Source organism: Limnohabitans sp. DCL3 (assembly GCF_048019295.1).
GTDB lineage: Bacteria > Pseudomonadota > Gammaproteobacteria > Burkholderiales > Burkholderiaceae_C > Limnohabitans_A.
Map to the genome: position 1 here is coordinate 1,608,882 of NZ_CP171842.1, position 22,065 is coordinate 1,630,946.

Genomic DNA, 22,065 nt, shown 5'->3' on the forward strand with positions numbered 1-22,065 from the left:
CTACCTCGGGTCTCAGTAATCGTCGCTCAGACCCGACGCCAGGCTTTCGAAACGCGTCAGGTTCTTCAGGAAGGTCAAGCGCACCGTGCCTGTGGGGCCATTTCGTTGCTTGCCAATGATGATTTCTGCCACACCTGGATCTTTGGAATCCTTGTTGTAGTAATCGTCACGGTAAATGAACATGATGATGTCCGCATCTTGCTCGATCGCACCTGACTCCCTCAGGTCGCTCATCATGGGGCGTTTGTCGGTGCGCTGCTCCACGCTTCGGTTGAGCTGCGACAGTGCGATCACCGGACATTGAAGTTCTTTGGCCAGCATTTTCAGGCCACGCGAAATCTCGCCCAACTCGGTGGCGCGGTTGTCTCCACCTGAACCACCCGAGCCACTCATCAGCTGCAAATAGTCCACCACAATCAGGCCCAATTTGCCACACTGACGGGCCAAGCGGCGGGCATTGGCGCGAAGTTCCGATGGGGTCAGGCCCGGTGTTTCATCAATGTGCAAAGACACTGTGCGCAACTTTTCGATGGCTTCGGTCAGACGTGGCCATTCGTCATCGCTCAGCTTGCCGGTGCGCAGATGGCCCTGATCAATGCGGCCAATGGAGCCCACCACACGCACTGCCAACTGGGCCGCCCCCATTTCCATGGAGAAAACGGCCACAGGCAATCCCTCGTTCAAGGCCACATGTTCGGCGATGTTGATGGCAAAAGCGGTTTTTCCCATCGAAGGTCGTGCAGCGATCACGACCATGTCTCCAGGCTGTAAGCCAGAGGTCATGCGATCTAAATCGTAAAAACCTGTCGGTACACCGGTGATGTCGTTCGGGTTGTCGGCCATCTCTTGAACGCGGTCCAGCAACTCGACCACCAGCGTGTCCATGGACTGGAAACCCTGTTTCATGCGCGAGCCTTCTTCACCGATGTTGAAGATTTTTTGCTCGGCCTCATCCAAGATGCGGTCAATCGCTTTGCCTTGGGGGTTGAAGGCGTTGGTGGCGATTTCATCGCTGGCCGATACCAGTTTGCGCAGGATCGAGCGCTCGCGCACGATCTCGGCATAACGGCGGATGTTGCTGGCGCTGGGCACGTATTGAGCCAAAGAATTCAGATAGCCCAACCCCCCCATCTCGGCCGTTTTGCCCTGGTTTTGCAACTGCTCACTCACGGTGATCACGTCTGCGGGTTTGGAGGTGTTGATCAACGCCCCAATCGCGGCATAAATCAGCTTGTGCTCATGGCGGTAAAAATCCGTATCCACCAACAAATCGCCCACCCGGTCCCAAGCACCGTTGTCAAGCAGCAAACCACCCAACACGCTTGACTCGGCTTCGATGGAATGCGGCGGCACACGCAACTTGGCGATTTGATGGTCAGAGGACAGGTCAGCGGGAAATTCGCTCAAAAGGGGGGAGAAAGCAGCAGACATGGTGTACGGGCAAACGAAAAGGCAATGGTAGACCCTGGCCACCTCCGAGTCACGGGATAAGCCTGTGGATAAACAGGGTGTAAACGGTGATCAACCAAGGACAAGGTGAGCACACCAACAAAGTGACTCACCAACGAAAAAGCCCTTCCGACTTCGGAAGGGCTTGGAGGATTTTGGGGTGGCTGATGGGGCTCGAACCCACGACAACAGGAATCACAATCCTGGACTCTACCAACTGAGCTACAGCCACCGTAGATGGATATTATAGCCCGATACTCAGGGCTTTTCGGCAGTTGCCACGGCCGAGTTATCGGGTTTTTGCGCCAAAATTTCAACTTTGAATTGGGTCTTCAGACTTGCCAAATAAGCTTGGGACTCGGCCATCGCCCACAAGCGCGCAAATTGGATGCGACTTTGCTCGACTTGCTGGGCTGACTCTGCTGGGCGCGGCACGATTTTATTCACCCGAACCACGGCATAGCCTTGCAAACCCAAATCCACACCCACCAACGCAGGCAATTGAGAAGGGTCAGTGCGAAGGGCGGCATCCATCATCGCCACAGGCAGCTCAGTCCCCAGATCACGCGATATGGTCAGGGCCTCACCCAGAGGGGCTTTTGCGGGCTCTGACTTCCAGCCAGCCAAACGGGCCGTGGCTTCAACTTTGGCCAATTCTGCCGATTTGACCTGGACCAAGCGTTGGCGTGCTTCGGTTTTGACCTCTTCGAAGGCGCGAACAGTGGCTGGGCGGTGTGTCACGATCCGCGCCGATACCAACGTGTTGGGAGCGACTTCGACCGCGGCGGTGTTGCGACGCTTGGACACAGCATCGTCAGAAAAAATCGCTTGCAACAGTTTGGGGTTGCCCAACACCCCTGGCGTGCCAGGTGGCGGGGTGCGCGTGAGCGCTTGTGTCTTTTGAATCGTCAACTTCAAACGCTCTGCCACGGGGGTCAAGCTGTCCGATTGCTCGTACACGCTGTTGCTGAACGTCTCGGCCAATTCTGCGAATTGGCGCTGGGCCTGTTGTTTGCGCAAATCAGCTTCCAGTTTCGGACGCATCGATTCAAAAGAGGGCACGGGTGCTTGCTTGACCTCGGTCAAAACAATGATGTGGTAACCGAAGTCCGAGGTCACAATGTCGCTGATTTCCCCTTTTTTCAGGGCAAAAGCAGCATCCTCAAAAGGCTTGACCATGGCGCCCCGAGAGAAGAAATCGAGATCACCACCATTTTGTGCCGAGCCGGTGTCATCCGAGTTTTTGCGCGCGACATCCGCAAAGGATTTTGGGGCTTTGCGCACAGCGGCCAATAATTCTTCGGCTTTGGCACGCGCTTTGGCTTTGTCGGCCTCTGGCAAGTCTTTGGCTGCATTCACCAAAATGTGGCTGGCACGGCGTTGTTCCTGGCCGGACAGGCGCTGCAGGTTTTGCTCGTAATAGGTCTTGAGGTCTTGCTCGGGCAATTCGATGCGCGACTGCAAAGAAGGCAAGTCCAACACCAAAAACTCCACATCCGCGTTTTCGACCGAACGGAACAGCTCAGAATTGTCTTTGTAATAGCGCTCCAAATCGGCATCGGTCACCACCACTTTGGTGGCAAAGTCCGCTGCGGACCAGCGTTTGACTTGTACCTCACGGCGCTGCAGGTAAGCATCCAAGGCCGTGTCGGTTTGTTTGTGGCCGGCAAATGCTGAAGCCTGTAAGCCGGCCAAGACCTGCTGGTTCGACAAATCTCGGCGAACTCGGGTTTCCAGCATTTCAGGCGTCATGCCTTGGCTTGCGGCCAACTGGCGGTAACGCTCCATGTCCAATTTGCCATCTGCGCCGCGCAAACTGGCAATGGATGGGTCTTGCTGAAGATAGCGTGCCAGTCGCTGGTCACTGGTCAGCAACAATTGCTTTTCAGCAGCCAAAGCGATCAAACGGTCATTGACCATCTTGTCCAAGGTCGCGTAGCGGGCCTGCGCCGAGTCCATCATCTTGGGGTCCATGTTGGGAACAGAGGCACGAATCCGGTCCACTTCCTGCTGGTGAGCCGCATCCCACTCAGACTGCGTGATTTTGTTGCCATCGACCCTGGCCACCACCGCGCCCTTGTCCTCAAACTGGCTGTAGCCCTCGATGCCAAAAAGCACAAAAGAAGGGATCACCAGTAAGAACAACAAACCCATCAATATTTTGGAGTTGTTGCGAATCGAATCAAACATGTTTGAAGTCTCGTGTAATCAACAAAAAAGGCGAACACTGGGTTCGCCTTGGTTTGTATGTGGTGGTGGGCGCTGACGGTCTCGAACCGCCGACCTACTCCGTGTAAAGGAGCCGCTCTACCAACTGAGCTAAGCGCCCCACATAAAAAATCTTCAAATCAAAGCTTCAACATGAACGAGCAAAGTGAAGCGATGGGACTTGGGCAATCTGAATTTTAATCGCACCTGCAAAGCGCGACGGTTCAGGATGGTCTGCACCAACATAGGCCTTTCATCCAAAGGGCCAAAGTCTCCGTAAAAGCACACGCACAGCGACCATGTTGGAAGGCTTTAGATTTTATCCTAGAAAAAAACCCAAACCCGTCATCGCCCAACAGAAATACGCTGCGATGACCTCGATGTGCCCCCCTGAAAATGGCTTCAAAGTGCGTCCGCAATGGCCTGACCGACATCAGCCGTGCAGGCTTTTCCACCCAGATCAGGGGTTCGCGGTGCGTCCGGGCCAGCAGCCAACACTTTCTCAATGGCGCCGAGTACCGCATCGTGCGCGTCTTTGTGGCCCAAAAACTCCAACATCATCGCACCGCACCAAATTTGACCGATGGGATTGGCAATGCCTTTGCCGGCAATGTCGGGCGCCGATCCATGCACAGGCTCAAACAAGGATGGAAATTTTCGATCAGGGTTGAGGTTGGCACTGGGCGCAATCCCGATGGTGCCCGTACAAGCTGGGCCCAGGTCGCTCAGGATGTCACCAAACAAGTTGCTGGCCACCACCACATCGAAAAAGTCGGGGCGCTGCACAAAGTGCGCCGTCAGGATGTCGATGTGGAATTTATCCACGTTGACGCCCGGGTAGGCCTTGGCCATCTCGGCCACGCGTTCATCCCAATAGGGCATGGTGATGGCGATGCCATTGGATTTGGTCGCGCTGGTCAGATGTTTTTTGGGGCGGGACTGGGCCAACTCGAAGGCGAACTTCAGGACGCGGTCAACGCCAATGCGGGTCATGATGGACTCCTGCATCACGATTTCGCGATCGGTACCGGGGAACATGCGGCCGCCCACGCTGGAGTACTCGCCTTCGGTGTTCTCGCGCACGATGTACATGTCGATTTCACCCGGTTGCCTGGCGCTGCCGTCGCGGCGCACGACGGGCGCAATGATGCCGGGCATCAAGCGGGCCGGGCGCAAGTTGATGTACTGGTCAAACTCGCGTCGAAACAACAGCAACGAACCCCAAAGCGACACATGGTCAGCAATTTTTTCAGGCCACCCGACCGCACCAAAGTACAAAGCATCGTGGCCACCAATCAGGTCTTTCCAATTGTCTGGCAGCATTTGCCCGTGTTTTTCGCAGTAATCCCAGCTGGAAAAGTCGAAATGGTCAAAGTGCAAATCGATGCCGAATTTGCGGGCTGCCGCGTCCATCACGCGCAGACCCTCGGGCATGACTTCTTTGCCAATGCCGTCTCCGGGGATGACAGCGATGCGGTACTTGCTCATACGAGGTACTTTCTGAATCACAAAAAAAGGACGGGGGGAATCAAGAGAGCTTAGCAACAAAGCCCAACACACGGCGTCAAGTTCGCGCAGGCCGCACCACCCAACTCACCCCCAAAGCCGTGAGGGCCGTGCCCATCAAAGTGGTCACCGTAATCGCTTCGTCAAACAAGAGCCAAGCCATCATGGCCGTGGTAGGCGGCACCAAATACATGAGGCTGGTGACCGATGCGGCCGCGCCACGTTGAATCAAAATGTACAACAGCGAACTGCCCCCCAGGGTCAGCCCCAACACCGACCAGGCCATGGCGCCTGCCAATTCAGGATTCCAACGCATCGGTTCGGTCTCCAACAGCGCCCAAGGCAAGGTCACCAACAAAGCCGCCAACAATTGAACCGTGTTGGCGGAACGCACATCGCAGGGCTGCACAAAGCGCTTTTGGTAAAGCGTGCCCACCGTGATGCTGAGCAGGGCGGCCAAGGCGAAAGCCATGTTGGTGGGCGTGACATGGTCCAAGGGCGTGCCCAAAGTCAGTTTGCGCCAAACCACCATGAGCAAGCCGACAAAACCCAAGGACAAACCGAGCCATTGGCGCTGGGAAATGGCCGGTTGGTCCTGGCCTTGCAAGCTGTAAGAGAGCCAAATGGCGGTCAAAACCGGTTGGAACCCCACCACCAAAGACGACAAGCCGGAGCCCATGCCCGCCTTGACGGCTACCCACACGCCCCCCAAATAGCCAGCGTGCATCAGGATGCCCGTGACCGACAAATGCAGGAATTGCTGGCGACTTTGGGGCCATGCGACCTTGGCCCCAACGATCCACACCCCTAAACAGGCGATGGACAAGGCGTACCGCACAGACAGGAAGGACAGAGGCGGTGCATGGGGCATGCCAAAGCGGGCCACGATGAAACCCGTGGCCCAAATCAACACAAAAACCACGGGTGTTGCCTTGAGCCAGGCCGCAGTTGAGCGCACGCCGGTCATTTCACCCGGGCTCGAATCTCGGGCAAAGCCTTTTGCATGTAATAAACCATGGACCAGATGGTCAACACGGCCGCGATCAGGATCAAAACAGCGCCCCAATCACGGGTGTCGATCAGGCCAAACAACATGCCGTCATAAAGCAGAAAAGGAATCGCCACCATCTGCACTGTGGTTTTGAGCTTGCCCACCATGTGCACGGCCACACTTTTGCCTGCGCCGATCTGTGCCATCCATTCGCGCAAGGAGGAGATCGCGATTTCACGGCCAATGATGACCAGGGCAATCAGCACATGCACCCGGTTCATGTGGACCAAAATCAGCAATGCCGCACACACCAAAAACTTATCGGCCACCGGGTCCAAAAAAGCGCCAAATGCCGACGTTTGGTTGAGCTTGCGGGCCAAAAAACCATCCAACCAATCCGTGATGGCAAACAGCACAAACATGATCGTGGCAATGGCGTTTTGTGTTTCGACCGCCAAGCTTTGCAGGTAATACACGCCAATGATCAAAGGGATCGCGACAATGCGCGTCCAAGTCATGATGGTGGGGATGGTGAAAAACATGGTGTTCATTGTGGCACGTCCATGGCCATTGGCCATGTCTGTCGTGCACAAGCTTCAGTGCAGGGCGTTGTAGATGGCCTCTGCCAAGTCCTTGGAAATGCCGTCGACACCCAACAAGTCTTCAACACTGGCGCTCTCAATCCCACGCACGCCTCCAAAGCGCTGCAACAATTTGGCCCGTTTGCGAGGACCGATGCCTGGAATTTCTTCAATTTTGCTGCCCCCCATGCGCACTTTGGCACGCTGGGCCCGCATGCCCGTGATGGCAAAGCGGTGGGCCTCATCTCGAATCTGGGCCACCAGCATGAGGGCTGCCGAGTCTTTGCCCAAATAGACCTTTTCGCGGCCATCGGCAAACACCAACTCCTCCAGGCCCACCTTGCGGCCCTCGCCTTTTTCCACACCCACAATGCGTGAAAGGTCCAGTCCCAAATCCATGAACACCTCACGCGCCATGCTCACCTGGCCTTTGCCGCCGTCAATCAACACCAAGTCCGGCAGCCGGGCAGTGCCTTCGCCCGATCGCAAAGCTTCTGCCAACTTTCCGTAGCGGCGCATCAGCACCTGGCGCATGGCGGCGTAATCGTCACCGGGGGTGATGCCCTCGATGTTGTAGCGGCGGTAGTCGCCACTTTGCATTTTGTGCTCACGAAACACCACACACGAGGCCTGTGTGTTCTCGCCAGCCGTGTGAGAAATGTCAAAGCACTCGATGTGCAGCTGGTCCAAATCATCGGGCGCCAAGTCCAGGGCCTCGGCCAATGCCCGGGTGCGCGCCTGTTGTGAGCCTTCTTCGGCCAATAGGCGGGCCAATTGCAGATCGGCATTTTTTTCGGCCATCTCCAACCACACGCGGCGGTGCTCACGCGGATTCGTCACCGTGCTGATTTTCACGCCCGACTGCGCCGACAATGCCGCAATCAATGATTTGTCGACCGCCACGCTCAAAATCAACAGCGGAGGCACGGGCACGCCGATGTAGTGCTGCGCCAAAAAGGCTTCGAGCACCTGCACCTCGACCGGGCGTTTGGGTTCACCCTCTCCCTGCCCTTCACCGTCTTCTTCGCTCACCTCCAGGCCCAAGAGGTCTTGTGCGTCTTGCACATGCACCGGAAAGTAAGGCCGGTCGCCCAAATGCCGACCGCCACGCACCATGGCCAGGTTCACACAGGCGCGGCCGCCCTGCACTTTGGCCACCAAAATGTCGGCATCGGTGTCGACCGCCGTGTCCACCGATTGCTGGTGCAAGACCCGCGACAGCGCCGTCAACTGGTTGCGCACCTCGGCGGCCAGCTCAAATTCGAGCTTGTCGGCATGCGCCATCATCCGCGCTTCCATCTCGCGCATCAGCGCCTGGGTCTCGCCGCGCAAAAACTGCTCGGCGTGCTGCACATCGGCTTTGTAATCCTCGGGGCTGATCAGGTTCACACACGGGCCTGAGCAACGCTTGATCTGAAACAGCAGGCAAGGCCGGGTGCGGTTGGCAAACACCGTGTCCTCGCAGGTGCGCAGCCTGAACACCTTCTGAATCAGCTGGATCGACTCCTTGACCGCCCACGCGCTGGGGAACGGCCCGAAGTAACGGTGCTTCTTTTCCACCGCCCCCCGGTAATAGGCCACACGCGGGTAATGCTGCGCCTCGGGCGTCTTGACCACCGCGGGCAGCGCCACGCGGCCGTTGCCCGTCAGCTTGAGGTAGGGGTAACTCTTGTCGTCCCGAAACAGGATGTTGAAGCGCGGGTGCAGCGTCTTGATGAGGTTGTTTTCCAGCAGCAGCGCCTCGGCCTCGGAGCGCACCACGGTGGTTTCCATGCGCGTGATCTTGCTGACCATGTGGCCAATGCGGGTGCCGCCGTGGTCCTTCTGGAAGTAACTCGACACGCGGCGCTTGAGGTTCAGCGCCTTGCCCACATAGAGCAGCTGCTCCTGCGCATCAAAGTAGCGGTACACCCCCGGCAAGGCGGGCAGCGCGGCAACTTGCGCGAGCAGGGCTTCATCATGGGTGTGCGACATGGCGGCTATTGTCTGTGAAAAGATGCGTGTGAAATCTCCAGCGACAATCGCCGCATGCAAACTGGCCAACTCTGGGACATCTTCTGCACCGTCATCGACAACCACGGCGACCTGGGCGTGTGCTGGCGCCTGACGCGCCAGTTGCGCGACGCGGGCCAGCGGGTGCGCCTGTGGGTAGACGACGCCTCGGCCTTGGCCTGGATGGCCCCCACCGCCCACCAGGAGCTTGGCATTGATGTGCGCCCGTGGACCGTCGCCAGCCTAGCCAGCACCCTGCAATCGCTGCCCCCGGCGGATGTCTGGGTTGAAGCCTTTGGCTGCGACATACCCGCAGCCTTTGTGGCGCACGGTGTGGCCACCCGAGCGCAACAACCCAAGTGGATCAACCTCGAATACCTGAGCGCCGAAGACTGGGTGCCCCGCATGCACCAGTTGCCCTCGCCCATCATGAGCGGCCCGGCCAAGGGCTGGAGCAAGACCTTCTTTTACCCTGGCTTCACCCCAAACACGGGCGGATTGCTGCGCGAAACAGACCTGCTGTCAAGGCAACAACGCTTTGACCGGGCTGCCTGGCGCCAACAACAAGCCCCCAACCTGGCCCCGGATGGCCTGCTGATCAGCTTGTTTTGCTACGAGCCCGCCGCCCTGCCCCAGTTGCTGGCACAAGGGGTGGGCACACCCCACCACCTGCTCGTCACCCCCGGCCGCCCGCTGGCGGCGGTGCAGCAAGCACTGGCGGGCATGGCCGTGCCACCCCACTGGAGCGCCCTGCCCTATACCGACCAGGAGGGCTTTGACGAAATGCTCTGGGCCTGCGACTTGAATTTTGTGCGCGGCGAAGACTCGCTGGTGAGGGCTCTCTGGGCGGGTCAGCCCTTCATCTGGCACATCTACCCACAAGACGACAACGCGCACCACGCCAAGCTGGAGGCGTTTTTGGATTGGATGCAGGCCCCGGAGAGTTTGCGCAAGGCGCATCGGGTTTGGAATGGGGTGGATGCCCGCCAATTTCCTGAGCTGGATTCCTCTGCCCTGTCAGATTGGTCGGCCTGCGCACAAACGGCAAAGCAACGGGTGATCGAGCAGGATGACCTGGTTCACCAATTGAGGGGGCTCGTGGCCAACAACGCCTCCACAGATTGACGGGGTTCTAATTCGGCGAAAAGGCTCACACGGGGGATGGACCTGTCTGGCCGCACAAAACGCCCAGACTTCCTCCAGGATAATCCCGACCCATGACTTTGATCGACACCCTCTTCCCCCTCGGTTGGCAGCACTACCTGCTGGGCGGCCTGACCATTGGCGCTGGCGTGGCGCTGCTGTATTTGTTCAACGGCTGGGTCGGCGGCATGAGTTCCGTCTTTTCCAGCAGTTGGTCGTTCGTGTCCCAACGGGCGTTTTTTCAGCAAGCGCGCTTTGTCAGCACCCGCAACTGGCGGCTGGTGTACGCGCTGGGCGTGGTGCTGGGGGCGCTGGTTTGGCGGTTCACGCTGGCGGGCGGTGAGGCACAGCACACCAGCGTGCCGGCCTGGCAGCTGCTGGTGGGCGGCTTTTTGGTGGGCTACGGTGCGCGTCTGGGCAACGGCTGCACATCCGGTCACGGCATTTGCGGGCTGGGCTCGTTGCAGCTGCCTTCGCTGGGCGCGGTGCTGACCTTCATGGCCACCGCCTTCATGACCGCCAACCTGATGGCCATTACCACGAAAGGCATGGCATGAACCCGCTCAACCCTCACACCCTGACCCTGCCCAAGGCACTGGTCACCCTGGTCGCCGGGGCCTTGTTTGGCTTTGGCTTGTCGCTGGCCACCATGGTGCAGCCCGATGTGGTTTTGAGCTTTTTGCGCTTTCAAGACTGGGGCCTGATGCTGGTCATGGGCGGCGCAGCGGGCCTGGCCATGCTGGCTTACAAAGGATTTCCGCGCTGGCTGGGCCGCCCCTTGCTGGGCGGGCAATTCCTGACGCAAGCGGCCAGCTGGAACCGCCAGACCGTGATCGGTTCGGCCATTTTTGGCGTGGGCTGGGGTTTGAGTGGGGTGTGCCCCGGCCCGGCCATTGCAGCTTTGGGCACGGGCAATACGGACATTTTGTGGGCTTTGGGCGGCATTGTGCTGGGGGCACTGGCCCATGGCCTGACGGCGCGGGATTGATTTTCAGGCTTCCAACACCACAGAAAACCGAGCCTCGCAGGTTAGAATAGCGGGCTTGGCCTCCAGCCACTCCCTTTCATTTCAGACTCTATTCCTATGAAAACCGCTCAAGAAATCCGCGTCGGCAACGTCATCATGCACGGCAAAGACCCCATGGTCGTCCTGCGCACCGAATACCAACGCGGTGGCCGCGGTTCGTCCACCGTGCGCATGAAACTCAAAAGCCTGATCGCCAACTTCGGCACCGAAGTCGTGTTCCGCGCCGACGACAAGATGGACCAGGTCATTTTGGACAAGAAAGAGTGCACCTATTCTTATTTCGCTGACCCCATGTACGTGTGCATGGACACCGATTTCAACCAGTACGAGGTCGAAGCCACCAACATGGGCGATGCTTTGAACTACCTCGAAGACGGCATGGAACTTGAAGTGGTGTTCTACAACGAAAAAGCCATCTCGGTGGAATTGCCCACCAGCGTGGTGCGCGAGATCACTTGGACCGAGCCAGCCGTCAAGGGTGACACCTCCGGCAAAGTGCTCAAGCCCGCCAAAATTGCCACCGGCATGGAAGTGCCAGTGCCTTTGTTCGTGAGCCAAGGCGACAAAATCGAAATCGACACCCGCACTGGTGAATACCGCAAGCGCGTCTGATCCTCCGATCGAGACCACCAGAAAGCCCCGCAAGGGGCTTTTTTCATGACCCATGCACAATGAACGCATGCCCAACACACCGAACCTTCAAGACGCCACCTTGGCCCATGCCTGGGCGGACTTGCAAAACGAGTCACCCACCAGCGATTGGCTGCAGCCTCAGGCCCACCGCTTGGCATTTGCAGATCCGGAATTTTTATTGCGCCGTGAAACCCGAGGCATCCGGTTCCAGCTGGAAATGCTCAAGCCTGATCTGGCCCAAGCCGAGGCCGGCATCGAACACACGGTGGTGGTGTTTGGCAGTGCGCGTTTCGTCGATCGACAGAGCGCCACGGCGAACCTGAAAGACGCGCTGCAAACGGGTCAAGCTCCAGCGATTGCCAAAGCCCAAGCCTTGTTGCGCAATGCCGAGCATTATGAAAATGCCCGGATTTTTGCCCAAATGGTGGCCCGCTCCTGCGCTTGTTTGCCCCAACATGAACAGCTTTTCATCTGCACGGGCGGCGGCCCCGGCATCATGGAAGCGGCCAACCGAGGGGCTTCAGAGGTGGGCGCCTTGTCGGTGGCATTGAACATCGCCCTGCCCCACGAGCAACAACCCAATGCCTATGTGACGCCTGGCTTGAGCTTCAAATTCCATTATTTTGCGCTGCGCAAAATGCACTTCATGATGCGGGCCAAAGCCTTGGTCGCATTTCCGGGTGGATTTGGCACACTCGACGAGTTGTTTGAAGTGGTGACTTTGGTCCAAACACGCAAATCCAAACCCGTGCCGATTTTATTGTTTGGCAGCGATTACTGGCGACGCTTGCTCAACCTGGAGCTGCTGGTGGCAGAAGGGATGATTTGCGCCGAGGATGTGCATTTGTTCCAGTACGTGGACACCCCCCAAGCCGCTTGGCAAGCGATTTGCGATTTTTATCAGCTCAAGGTGTCGTGATGTTTGGAGGCTGGTCTGGGTCGCAGAGACCAGGCCGCACGCGACCCTGTGCCGACCGCCGCGCCCACCACCCAAAAAACCGGTGCGACGCCGGCCACGGCGCCCGCGGCACCAAACAGCATGGGCATCAGCACGCTGGACGCATTGATGCTCATGAGACGCAGGCCCAACGCCTCACCTTGGCGGTGTGGGGGGGTGATCTGATGCAAGGTGCTCATGATCATGGGCTGCACCGTGCCCAAAACGAGACCCAGTAACACCGAGCACACCAGCATGGCGCCCGCCGTGGGCATCAAGGGGTACACAGCAAACAGCAGGCCCGTGCACAGCATCGCGGCGGTGATGATCTGGTGTTCTTTGACGTGGCGAGAGATGAAGGGCAAACACACCCGAATGAAGGCCGCCGCCAATGCAAAAGCCCCCAAAATGCCGCCGACCACCGAGGCACTGTAGCCCCGCTCATGCCCCAGCACTGGCACCACAAAGGTGTGCACGTCCCAACACGATGACAGCAACCAATTGACCCCGAGCAAACGCCGCATCAGGGGTTCAGCCAACAAATCCAAGGCGCGCCTGGGCGGTTCATCCACCAGCGCGGGAGACAGCGGTGACTCGGGCACCCGGCGCACCCAGAGCCAGGTGAACAGCGGAAACACCGCCATCAGCAAAAATGCCCACCGGAAACCCGCCACATCTGCAGCGACGGGGCCCGCGTAGTCGATCAACAAACCCGCCATCACCGGGCCGACGAAATTCGACACCGCCGGGCCCAAAGACAACCAGCTGAAGGCCACCTTGAGCGCTGCCGAATCTTTGGCCATGCGCCCCACATGGCGCTGCAAGGCAATCACGGCCATGCCTGTGGCACCGCCCGCAGCCAAAGCACTCCAACACATCACTGGGAAAATTGGCCACAGTGCGGACAACAAAACGCCGGAAGCGGCCAAAACCACGCTGATGCGCAGGATTTTTTGCAAGCCACGTCGGTCACTGTAACGGCCTGCAGGCAGCGCCAAAAACATGGGCGACAAGGCAAACAAAGCCAACAAGGCCCCCACCGCCACGGCACTGAAACCCTGCTTGAGGGCGAGCAAGGGCATCGCCATGCGGGCACCTGCCATGCAGGCGTGCAGAAACATTTGGCCTGCGATCAAACGGGCCAAATCGGGCGTCACTCGCTCGCCTCTTCGGACAAGTCTGGGCCCCCGGGCAACAGGGCCTGGGCCTGTGCGTCGGGCAGTGCATCCACTTGCCGCAGGGCGCGGCTCATGACGTTGCTGCGGGTTTGCGCTTGGTCCAAAGTGTTGAGCACGGTCTGCGTCTGGTTGCGCACTTTGGACAGCACGTCACCAAACTTGCCAAACTCGGTTTTGACAGCGCCCAGCACCTGCCAGACTTCGCTGGAGCGCTTTTCCAGTGCCAAGGTCCTGAAACCCATCTGCAAGGCGTTGAGCATGGCCATCAGGTTGGTCGGGCCCGCCAGCGTCACGCGGTGGTCGCGCTGAAGGGTCTCCATCAATCCCGGGCGGCGCAAGACCTCGGCGTACAGGCCTTCGGTGGGCAAAAACATCACCGCAAAGTCGGTGGTGTGCGGTGGCTCGAGGTATTTTTCAGCAATCGATTTGGCTTCAAGCTTGATGCGTGTCTCGAGCGCCTTGGCACACAACTCGGCTTGCACCGGGTCAGCACGGCCTTGGGCTTCCAGCAAGCGCTCGTAGTCTTCGTTGGGGAATTTGGCGTCAATGGGCAGCCACACGGGCAGGCCGCTGTCAGACCGTCCCGGCAGGCGGATCGCAAAGTCCACGCGGTTTTTATCACCCGGCTTGGTGGCCACTTGCACCGCGTATTGCTCGGGCGTGAGCACCTGCTCGAGCAGCGAGGCCAGTTGTGCCTCGCCGAACATGCCGCGGGTTTTGACGTTGGTCAGCAGGTGCTTGAGGTCGCCCACGCCTTGCGCCAGGTTGTGCATTTCGCCCAAGCCTTTGTGCACTTGCTCTAGGCGTTCGGCCACCTGTTTGAAACTCTCCCCCAGCCGGGCTTGCAGCGTGGCCTGAAGCTTTTCATCCACCGTCTGGCGCATTTCGTCCAGTTTGGCGGCGTTGCTTTGCTGCAGCTGCGACAGTTGGGTCTCCATGGTGCCGCGCATCTCGGTCAGGCGGCGGGCGTTGGCCTCAGACAGGGCGTTGACTTGCTGGGCCAGGCTGTCGGTCAGGCTTTTTTGCAGCAAGGCCAGTTGCTGGGCCAGCGCGTCAATTTGTTGGTTTTGGGTGCGGGTGGCTTCGGCGCTTTGCTGCAGCAGCGATTGCTGGAACAGCGTGAGCGTTTGCATGGACTCTTGTCGGCCTTGCACACCCGACTGACTGATCTCGGTGCGCAGCTCGCGCTCGAGTCGCTCGGTCTGGGCTTGCAAGGCGGCAAACTGCTGTTGCAGCCAGGCCGCTTGCTCGGCCAACTTGTCTTCTTGAGCCTGCGGGGCAGCTTTGGCGCGAAACAACAGGACCAAAAGCCCGAGCAGGTTCAACACACCCAGCGCCAGCCACACCCATTCACTCATAGGGCCTTGCCTGGCACAGTGTTCAGCGGCGTGAGGGCTTGGCCTCGGGTCAAGTAAGCCACCAGGTTGTCGGCTGCGAGCTGCGCCATGGCCTTGCGGGTCTTGACCGTGCTGCTGGCGATGTGGGGCGTGAGCACCACATTGGGAACTTTGAGCAAGTCGGGGTGAACAGACGGCTCACCCTCGAACACATCCAGACCTGCGGCGGCAATCTGGCCTGCGGCCAAGGCCTTGGCCAAGGCCGCGTCGTCCACGATGCCACCACGGGCAATGTTGACCAAGGTGGCTGTGGGCTTCATTTGCGCCAGTTCGGCCGCGCCGATGGTGTGGTGCGACTCGGCGCTGTAGGGCACAACCAGCATGACGTGGTCTGCTGTCTGAAGAAGCGCCTGCTTGGACACATAAGTGGCCTTGCACTCCGCTTCCAGCTCGGCACTCAGACGTGATCGGTTGTGATAGATGACCTGCATGCCAAAACCATGCGCGGCGCGACGGGCAATGCCTTGCCCAATGCGGCCCATGCCGATGATGCCGAGGGTGGAGCCGTGCACCTCGGCCCCGGCGAACATGTCGTAGCTCCACTTTTTCCACAAACCCGCACGCAAATAGTGCTCGCTCTCGGTCACGCGCCGCGCCGTGGCCATGAGCAGGGCAAAACCAAAGTCGGCGGTGGTTTCGGTCAGCACATCGGGCGTGTTGCTGGCCTGCACACCGGCAGCGGTCATGGCGGGCACGTCGAAGTTGTTGAAGCCCACGGCCATGTTGGCCACGATTTTGAGCTGGGGGTTGGCCTGCAACAGCGCGGCGTCGATGCGCTCGCTGCCTGTGGTGAGCGCCCCCACTTTGCCCTGCATGCGGCGGGTGAGTTCTGCGGCAGACCAGACCTCATCGGCCTGGTTGCTCTCGACTTCGAACACCTGCGCCAAAGACTGCAGGACCTCGGGGAAGATGGCACGGGCCACCAAAATGGAAGGTTTGGACATCACTTGAACCAAATGAAACTCATGACCACGAACAAAGGAATCAGCACAGCGCCCGACCACAGCATGTAACCAAAAAAGCTGGGCATCTTCACGCCACGGTCTTCGGCGATGGCTTTGACCATCAAATTGGGCGCATTGCCGATGTAGCTGTTGGCGCCCATGAAAACAGCACCGGCCGAGATGGCCGCCAAGGTCGGCGCCAGGGTGGTCATCAAGACCTGGGGGTCACCGCCAGCGGTGTTGAAAAACACCAAATAGGTCGGTGCATTGTCGAGGAATGAACTCAGGGCACCCGTGATCCAGAAATACATCATCACGTCCGGACTGCCATCGGGTTTGGTCACCGCTTGAACGACGGCGCCAAAGGGGCCGTTGACGCCCGCCTTGAGCATGGCAATCACCGGGATGATGGTCAAGAAAATGCCCGCGAACAACTTGGCCACTTCCGCCATGGGCCCCCAGCCAAACTGGTTGTCAGCGTGCACTTTCGCCGGTGTGATCTTGAGTGACACCCAGGTGATCACCACCAAACCCAGGTCACGCAACACGCCTGGCAAACCGACTTCGGTGCCGTAGATGTTGAACGACACAGGCGATTTCCAGAAACCGCTCATCAGCACCAAGCCCACCACCGCCGCCAACAGCCAGAAGTTGATGGCCCCGTCAAAACCAATGCCTCTGGAATCCGGTGTTGGGTCTTGTGGCAACAGCTCTTCCCGGCGGTGGTAGTACCAAGAGTCCAGGGCAAAAAAGATGGCCAGCAAGCTGCCCACCAAGAACAAGGTCTCAGGGAAGATGGTTTTGACGGTCCAGAAGAAATCCACACCCTTCAAAAAACCCAAAAACAAAGGCGGGTCGCCCAAAGGCGTCAAAGAGCCACCCGCATTGGAGACGATGAAGATGAAAAACACCACCACATGCGCCACATGTTTGCGGTTGTCGTTGGCGCGAATCAGCGGCCGGATCAGCAGCATGGACGCCCCCGTGGTGCCCATGAAACTGGCCAACACGGCGCCAATGGCCAAAATGGCCGTGTTCAGCCCAGGGCTGCCGTGCAAGTTGCCGCGGATGTAGATGCCACCAGAGACCGTGAACAAAGCGGTCAACAAAATGATGAAGGGGATGTACTCGGCAAACAGGGCGTGAACCGTGCTGACGCCCGCTGCTGCGGGGCCAAACACCATCGCAAAGGGCAGCAAGAAAGCCAAGCCCCATGCAGCAGCCACTTTGCCGTAATGGTGATGCCAAAAGTGGGGCAACAACAAAGGCATCAAAGCAATCGACAGCAAGATGCCCGCAAAAGGCACGCCCCACACTGCCGACAGCTGCGCCCCATCCAAATCAGCGGCAAACGCCCCGCCGGACAACAAGCACAGTGGAATCACCAACCACGCGGTCCACCGCATACCCCATCGCATCATGGTACAAATCTCCAATAGAAAAACGGTGCCGTATGTTAACGGCCCCGGTACACCGTTCAGGTGGTGGGGTTGATCTCAAAAACCTGGCGCAAATAGGCCAGGTACTTTTCATCGTCGCACATGCCTTTGCCAGGCGAATCCGACAACTTGGCCACAGGCTGACCGTTACAACGGGTCATCTTGATGACAATTTGCAGCGGCTCATAGCCCAGGTCATTGGTCAGGTTGGTGCCCACGCCAAAAGCGAGCTGACACCGTCCCCGGAATTGTTCAAACAACTCAATGGTTTTGGGAATCGTCAAGCCATCGCTGTAAATCAGTGTCTTGGTTTTCGGGTCCACCCGGTTGTGCTGGTAGTGCGCGATCATGCGCTCCCCCCAGCTGAAGGGGTCACCACTGTCGTGGCGGGCACCATCGAACAATTTGCAGAAATACAGGTCAAAGTCGCGCAAAAAGGCATTGAAACCGTACACATCGCTCAAGGCGATGCCCAGGTCGCCCCGGTACTCTTTGGCCCACGACTCGAAGGCAAAAATTTGGCTGTCCCGCAAGCGCGGTCCCAAAGCTTGGCAGGCCTGCAGGTACTCGTGCGCCATGGTGCCCAGCGGGGTCAGTCCCAACAAATAGGCGTAATACACGTTGCTGGTGCCCGCAAACTGGCCACTGGGGCCTGTGCCCAAACGCGCGGACAACACGCGCAGCACTTCTTCGTGCCAAGCCCGGGAGAAACGCCTTCGGGTGCCGTAATCGGCGATCTTGAGGGTTTCAAGTCCTGGCGCTTTGAGCTGGGCAATTTTGGTGTCGAGCCGATGGCGGCCTTCCATCAGGTCGGGCACTTTTTGGGTGTTGCGAAAGTACACCTCGTTGACGATGGCCAGGAGCGGGATTTCAAAAAGAATCGTGTGCAGCCAAGGCCCCTGGATGTGGATGTCGATTTCACCAGAGGGCAACGCAGCGACCTGGATGCATTTTTCATTGAGCTTGAAAAGCCCCAAGAAATCCACAAAATCACTTTTGATGAACCGCAGTGAGCGCAGGTACTGCAGCTCGGTTTCCTTGAAACTCAAGGAACACAGAGACCGGATCTCTTGCCGAATCTCGTCGACAAAAGGTGCCAAAGGCACACCCGGGTTGCGGCACTTGAACTTGTAGTCCACCTGAGCGCCGGGAAATTGGTGCAGCACCACCTGCATCATGGTGAATTTGTACAGGTCGGTGTCAAGCAGACTGGTGATGATCATGGTGTGTTGTCTCAGGCGGCTGAGGCCGCTCGTTGTTGTCAGGCAGTGTAAGGGATGCCCACACCACACATCCGGGTCCGTCAAGTGTCAAGCTGCCCCAGCCATGCGCCCACTGGTCAAGACCAAAACCCGCTGCGCATGCTGGGCCAGGATGTTGTTTTGTTCGGCCACCAACATGGCGACGCCTTCACGCGCCAGTTGCAGCAAAGCGTCGCGCATGGCCGCCACGAGCACCGGTGAAATGCCCTCACACGGTTCGTCCAGCAGCAGCAGGCGGGGGCCGGTCATGAGGGTGCGGGCCAGCGCCAGCATTTGCTGCTCGCCACCGCTCATTTGGCTGGCCGGGCGGTGCAGCATGGTTTTCAGCTGCGGAAACAAGGCCATCACGCGCTCAAAACGCTGCGCGCTTGTGCTCAAGCCACTTGAGGCAGAAGCCGGTCGGGCGACCAGCCACAGGTTTTCTTGGACCGACAAAGCGGTGAACAAACGACGGTCTTCGGCCACAAAACCCAATCCCGCTTTGGCGCGGCGGTGGGCAGCCCAGGTGTTGAGAGGTTCGCCTTGCCAATGAATTTGGCCTTGCGCCCGGGGGCCGATGCCGATCAAACTTTGCAGCAAGGTGGATTTGCCAGCGCCGTTCAGCCCTTGGAGGACAACCAGTTCGCCCTCGCCCACCGACAAACTCACGTCGAACAAAGCTTGGGCTTGGCCATACCAGGCGTTCAGGCCTTCAACGGACAGCATCGATCAAGCCTTTCATGTCGAAGTCGAGCCCCAGGTAACGCTCGCGCACCTGCGGGTCTTGTGCCACCACCTCGGGCAGGCCGTCGGCCACCAAGCGGCCTTGCATCAGCACCAGCACCCGGTCGGCCACGCCAAACACGGCGTCCATGTTGTGCTCGGTGTAGAGCACCGTCACGCCTTGCATCGCCACTTGGCGCACCAGCGCCATCATGTCGGCCCGCTCGGCGAGCGCCAGCCCGGCAGCAGGTTCGTCCAGCAGCAGCAAAGACGGCGGCGTCTGAGTGCCTTGCTGGACAACCGGCACAGCGTCGGGCAAGCCCGCCAGCGCCATGGCCAGCTCCAGCCGTTTTTTGGCGCCATAAGGCAGATCGGCCACGGTGTCGTGCGCCTGCGCTTGCAAACCCGCTTGCGCGGCCAGTTGCAGCGCCCGCCCGGGCTGGCGGCTGTCCAGGCGGTCCCACCAGGCCAGTCGTGCAGCGCCACGCAGCACCAGCTGGATGTTTTGCAAGACCGTGAGCGCCTCGAAGGTTTGCGCCACCTGAAAAGTGCGGGCCACGCCCAGGCGCTGGCGCTCGGCGGGCGTGCTGCCCAACAGCGACTGGCCCAGCCACATCACCTCACCCGCGCAGGGCACCTGCTGACCGGCCAGGCAGGCAAAGCAGGTCGACTTGCCTGCGCCATTGGGGCCGATCAGGGCGACGCATTGGCCTGAGGGCACACAGAAGTCCACACCGTCCAGCGCCCGCACGCCGCCAAAATGCTTGGCCAGACCGCTGACCTGCAAAACTGCTTGAAGGCTCATGCGCGGCTCCCTTTGTAAACAAAACGTGCCAACAGCATCTGTAACCCACCCAACACGCCACTTGGGGCCAGCACCATCACGAGCATGATGACCAGGCCCAAAACACCTCGCCAGTAATCGAGCCCCTGCCCCAGCTCAGCCCCGCCCCAGACCAAGAGCGCACTGCCCACCGCCGAGCCCCACAGCTGGTGCACCCCGCCCAGCAAGATGACCAACAAAGCGTCGACCGACATGGCCACCGAGGCCACTGAAGGAAACACGGCCCCTTTGAAAGCGGCCCACAAGCCCCCGGCCAATCCGGCCAAGGTGGCGCTGGCCACAAACACCTGATAGCGTAAGGCCTGCACCGGCAAACCGCTGGCCGCCGCCCGCAGCGGGGCATCACGCACTGCTTGCAAAGCCGCACCCCGACTCGATTGCGCCACACGGGCCATACCCGCCACAGCCAAGAGCATGAAGACGCCCAGCGCCGCGTCCCACAGCGCACGGGACTCAGGCGCAATCAAGCGCAAGCCAATCAAGCCGTTGTCGCCCCCCGTGAGGCCCACCCACTGGGTGGCCCCGGCCCAAATCATTTGCGCCAGCGCCAGCGACAGCATGGCCAAGTACACCCCGCTGCTGCGCACCACCAAAGCCCCAAACGCCACAGCCACGGCCAGCGCCAGCGCCATGCCCGCAGCCAAAGCCGCTGGCAAACCCGCACCCCAGTGCAGGTGCGACAGTGCCGCCCCATAAGCACCCAACGCAAAAAACGCCGCATGGCCGAAGCTGACCAAGCCACCCAAAGCCATCATCCACTGCAAGCTCAGGCCAAAGAGCATCATCACCATCACGTCTTCGGCCAGGCTGCGGCCGTAATCGCCCTGTCCCCAGGCGATCAGCGTCAAGCCCACAAAGACCGATGCAAACAGCGCCCGCCCCCAGACGGCCACTGGCCAGAGCGCAAAGACCGGCACGCTTTCGCGTTGCTCGGCATGCCCATCCGTCCCGGCCAAGCCCTGAGGCCGCCAGACCAGCACCACAGCCATGGTCAAAAAAACCAGCACCAAAGTCGCTTGCGGGAAAAAGCTCAAGCCCAAAGCGTGGATCACCCCAATCAGCATGGCCGCCACAAAAGCGCCGCCAATGCTGCCCAGCCCGCCTGTGACCACCACCACAAAGGTCTCGACCACCACGTTCACATCCATTTGCAAGTGCGCGGGCTCACGCGGCAATTGCAATGCCCCGGCCAAGCCCGCTAAGCCGCAGCCCAACATGACCACCCCGAGCATGAGGGGCGCAGGATTCACACCCAGCGCATCCAGCATTTCGCGGTCTTGGGTGGCCGCTTTCACGCGCTGGCCCCACAGCGTTCGTGTGAGCAAGAGGTGCAGGCCCAGCCAGACCAGCGGGCCCAGCGCCAAGGTGAACAACTGCCAAGTGGGGAAATAAGATTCACCCAGCTCGATCGCCCCCTTGAGGCCCGGAAAACGCGGCGCGAACACTTCTTCAGGGCCAAAAAACCAGCGCATCGCGTCGTGCAGGGCCAGCGTCAGGCCAAAGGTGGCCACCAATTGGTAGAGCTGAGGCGCGTGGCGCATGCGCTCAAGCAGCAAGACTTCGGTCAACGCGCCCAGCAAAGCGGCCACACACGCGCCCATCACAATCACCGCACCATAGCCCCAGGCGGTGGCCGCCATCTCCGGCCACCAGTTCGTCAGCGCATGCGCCGACCACAAAGCGCCCAACATGAAAAAGCTGCCGTGCGCAAAATTAACGATCCGGGTCACGCCAAAAATCAGCGTCAGCCCAGAGGCCATCAAAAACAAGGTGGTGGCGTGGCTCAGACCATTGAGCAGCTGCAGCGCCAGTGCTTCGAATCCCAAACCAGG

General features: G+C 59.5%; 19 protein-coding genes and 2 tRNA genes. 5 read left to right on the top strand and 16 right to left on the bottom strand.

What is annotated here, in order from left to right; all coding sequences use genetic code 11:
- Window positions 1–12: 12 nt before the first annotated feature.
- The 8 genes from dnaB to uvrC all read right to left on the bottom strand — a co-directional run bounded on the left by dnaB (window position 13) and on the right by uvrC (window position 8,709).
- Window positions 13–1,431 carry a replicative DNA helicase gene (dnaB, locus tag ACHEXK_RS07270; protein ID WP_416548697.1) on the bottom strand — a complete coding sequence of 473 codons (1,419 nt, stop codon included), beginning with the start codon at window positions 1,429–1,431 and terminating at the stop codon, window positions 13–15.
- Between the two features lie 174 nt (window positions 1,432–1,605).
- A tRNA-His gene (locus ACHEXK_RS07275) sits at window positions 1,606–1,681 on the bottom strand.
- 26 nt (window positions 1,682–1,707) lie between these two features.
- Window positions 1,708–3,639: a SurA N-terminal domain-containing protein gene (locus ACHEXK_RS07280; protein WP_416548698.1), complete on the bottom strand. Its 1,932-nt coding sequence runs from the start codon at window positions 3,637–3,639 to the stop codon at window positions 1,708–1,710.
- 63 nt (window positions 3,640–3,702) lie between these two features.
- Window positions 3,703–3,778 (bottom strand) — tRNA-Val (locus ACHEXK_RS07285).
- Window positions 3,779–4,059: 281 nt separating this feature from the next.
- Window positions 4,060–5,145 carry a tartrate dehydrogenase gene (locus ACHEXK_RS07290; RefSeq protein ID WP_416548699.1) on the bottom strand — a complete coding sequence of 362 codons (1,086 nt, stop codon included), beginning with the start codon at window positions 5,143–5,145 and terminating at the stop codon, window positions 4,060–4,062.
- A 76-nt stretch (window positions 5,146–5,221) separates the two neighbouring features.
- Window positions 5,222–6,130 carry a DMT family transporter gene (locus ACHEXK_RS07295; RefSeq protein ID WP_416548700.1) on the bottom strand — a complete coding sequence of 303 codons (909 nt, stop codon included), beginning with the start codon at window positions 6,128–6,130 and terminating at the stop codon, window positions 5,222–5,224.
- Window positions 6,127–6,696 carry a CDP-diacylglycerol--glycerol-3-phosphate 3-phosphatidyltransferase gene (gene pgsA / locus ACHEXK_RS07300; protein WP_416548701.1) on the bottom strand — a complete coding sequence of 190 codons (570 nt, stop codon included), beginning with the start codon at window positions 6,694–6,696 and terminating at the stop codon, window positions 6,127–6,129. Before pgsA ends, ACHEXK_RS07295 begins: the two co-directional genes overlap by 4 nt.
- A gap of 54 nt (window positions 6,697–6,750) precedes the next feature.
- Complete coding sequence (gene uvrC, locus ACHEXK_RS07305; protein ID WP_416548702.1) at window positions 6,751–8,709, bottom strand: excinuclease ABC subunit UvrC; 1,959 nt, start codon at window positions 8,707–8,709, stop codon at window positions 6,751–6,753.
- Window positions 8,710–8,763: 54 nt separating this feature from the next.
- Between uvrC and earP the strand changes: the two genes are divergently transcribed.
- The 5 genes from earP to ACHEXK_RS07330 all read left to right on the top strand — a co-directional run bounded on the left by earP (window position 8,764) and on the right by ACHEXK_RS07330 (window position 12,449).
- Entirely contained in the window at window positions 8,764–9,852 is a 1,089-nt protein-coding gene (earP, locus tag ACHEXK_RS07310) for an elongation factor P maturation arginine rhamnosyltransferase EarP (protein ID WP_416548703.1), read from the top strand.
- A 92-nt stretch (window positions 9,853–9,944) separates the two neighbouring features.
- Entirely contained in the window at window positions 9,945–10,427 is a 483-nt protein-coding gene (locus tag ACHEXK_RS07315; protein WP_416548704.1) for a YeeE/YedE family protein, read from the top strand.
- A complete protein-coding gene (locus ACHEXK_RS07320) occupies window positions 10,424–10,858 on the top strand; it encodes a DUF6691 family protein (protein ID WP_416548705.1) in 435 nt (144 codons plus the stop codon). The genes ACHEXK_RS07315 and ACHEXK_RS07320 overlap by 4 nt, the downstream gene beginning before the upstream one ends.
- Window positions 10,859–10,954: 96 nt before the next feature.
- Window positions 10,955–11,509 (top strand): elongation factor P, encoded by a 555-nt coding sequence (gene efp, locus ACHEXK_RS07325; RefSeq protein ID WP_062404128.1) that lies wholly within the window; start codon window positions 10,955–10,957, stop codon window positions 11,507–11,509.
- Window positions 11,510–11,576: 67 nt separating this feature from the next.
- The gene (locus ACHEXK_RS07330; protein WP_416548706.1) at window positions 11,577–12,449 is read left to right on the top strand and encodes a TIGR00730 family Rossman fold protein; all 873 of its coding nucleotides are present in this window, start codon (window positions 11,577–11,579) and stop codon (window positions 12,447–12,449) included.
- Here ACHEXK_RS07330 and ACHEXK_RS07335 read toward each other — a convergent pair.
- The 8 genes from ACHEXK_RS07335 to ACHEXK_RS07370 form a co-directional block, all read right to left on the bottom strand.
- Entirely contained in the window at window positions 12,431–13,588 is a 1,158-nt protein-coding gene (locus ACHEXK_RS07335; protein ID WP_416548894.1) for an MFS transporter, read from the bottom strand. The two genes, ACHEXK_RS07330 and ACHEXK_RS07335, sit on opposite strands and share 19 nt — an antisense overlap.
- Window positions 13,589–13,620: 32 nt before the next feature.
- Window positions 13,621–15,003: a DNA recombination protein RmuC gene (locus ACHEXK_RS07340; protein WP_416548707.1), complete on the bottom strand. Its 1,383-nt coding sequence runs from the start codon at window positions 15,001–15,003 to the stop codon at window positions 13,621–13,623.
- Complete coding sequence (locus tag ACHEXK_RS07345) at window positions 15,000–15,986, bottom strand: 2-hydroxyacid dehydrogenase (protein WP_416548708.1); 987 nt, start codon at window positions 15,984–15,986, stop codon at window positions 15,000–15,002. Before ACHEXK_RS07345 ends, ACHEXK_RS07340 begins: the two co-directional genes overlap by 4 nt.
- The gene (locus ACHEXK_RS07350) at window positions 15,986–17,407 is read right to left on the bottom strand and encodes a sodium:proton antiporter (RefSeq protein ID WP_416548709.1); all 1,422 of its coding nucleotides are present in this window, start codon (window positions 17,405–17,407) and stop codon (window positions 15,986–15,988) included. The genes ACHEXK_RS07345 and ACHEXK_RS07350 overlap by 1 nt, the downstream gene beginning before the upstream one ends.
- A gap of 56 nt (window positions 17,408–17,463) precedes the next feature.
- On the bottom strand, window positions 17,464–18,648 hold the full coding sequence (pncB, locus tag ACHEXK_RS07355) for a nicotinate phosphoribosyltransferase (protein ID WP_416548710.1): 1,185 nt from the start codon (window positions 18,646–18,648) through the stop codon (window positions 17,464–17,466).
- An 87-nt stretch (window positions 18,649–18,735) separates the two neighbouring features.
- The gene (locus ACHEXK_RS07360) at window positions 18,736–19,392 is read right to left on the bottom strand and encodes an ABC transporter ATP-binding protein (protein ID WP_416548711.1); all 657 of its coding nucleotides are present in this window, start codon (window positions 19,390–19,392) and stop codon (window positions 18,736–18,738) included.
- Window positions 19,379–20,194: an ABC transporter ATP-binding protein gene (locus ACHEXK_RS07365; RefSeq protein WP_416548712.1), complete on the bottom strand. Its 816-nt coding sequence runs from the start codon at window positions 20,192–20,194 to the stop codon at window positions 19,379–19,381. Before ACHEXK_RS07365 ends, ACHEXK_RS07360 begins: the two co-directional genes overlap by 14 nt.
- Complete coding sequence (locus ACHEXK_RS07370) at window positions 20,191–22,059, bottom strand: ABC transporter permease (RefSeq protein WP_416548713.1); 1,869 nt, start codon at window positions 22,057–22,059, stop codon at window positions 20,191–20,193. Before ACHEXK_RS07370 ends, ACHEXK_RS07365 begins: the two co-directional genes overlap by 4 nt.
- Window positions 22,060–22,065 lie beyond the last annotated feature (6 nt).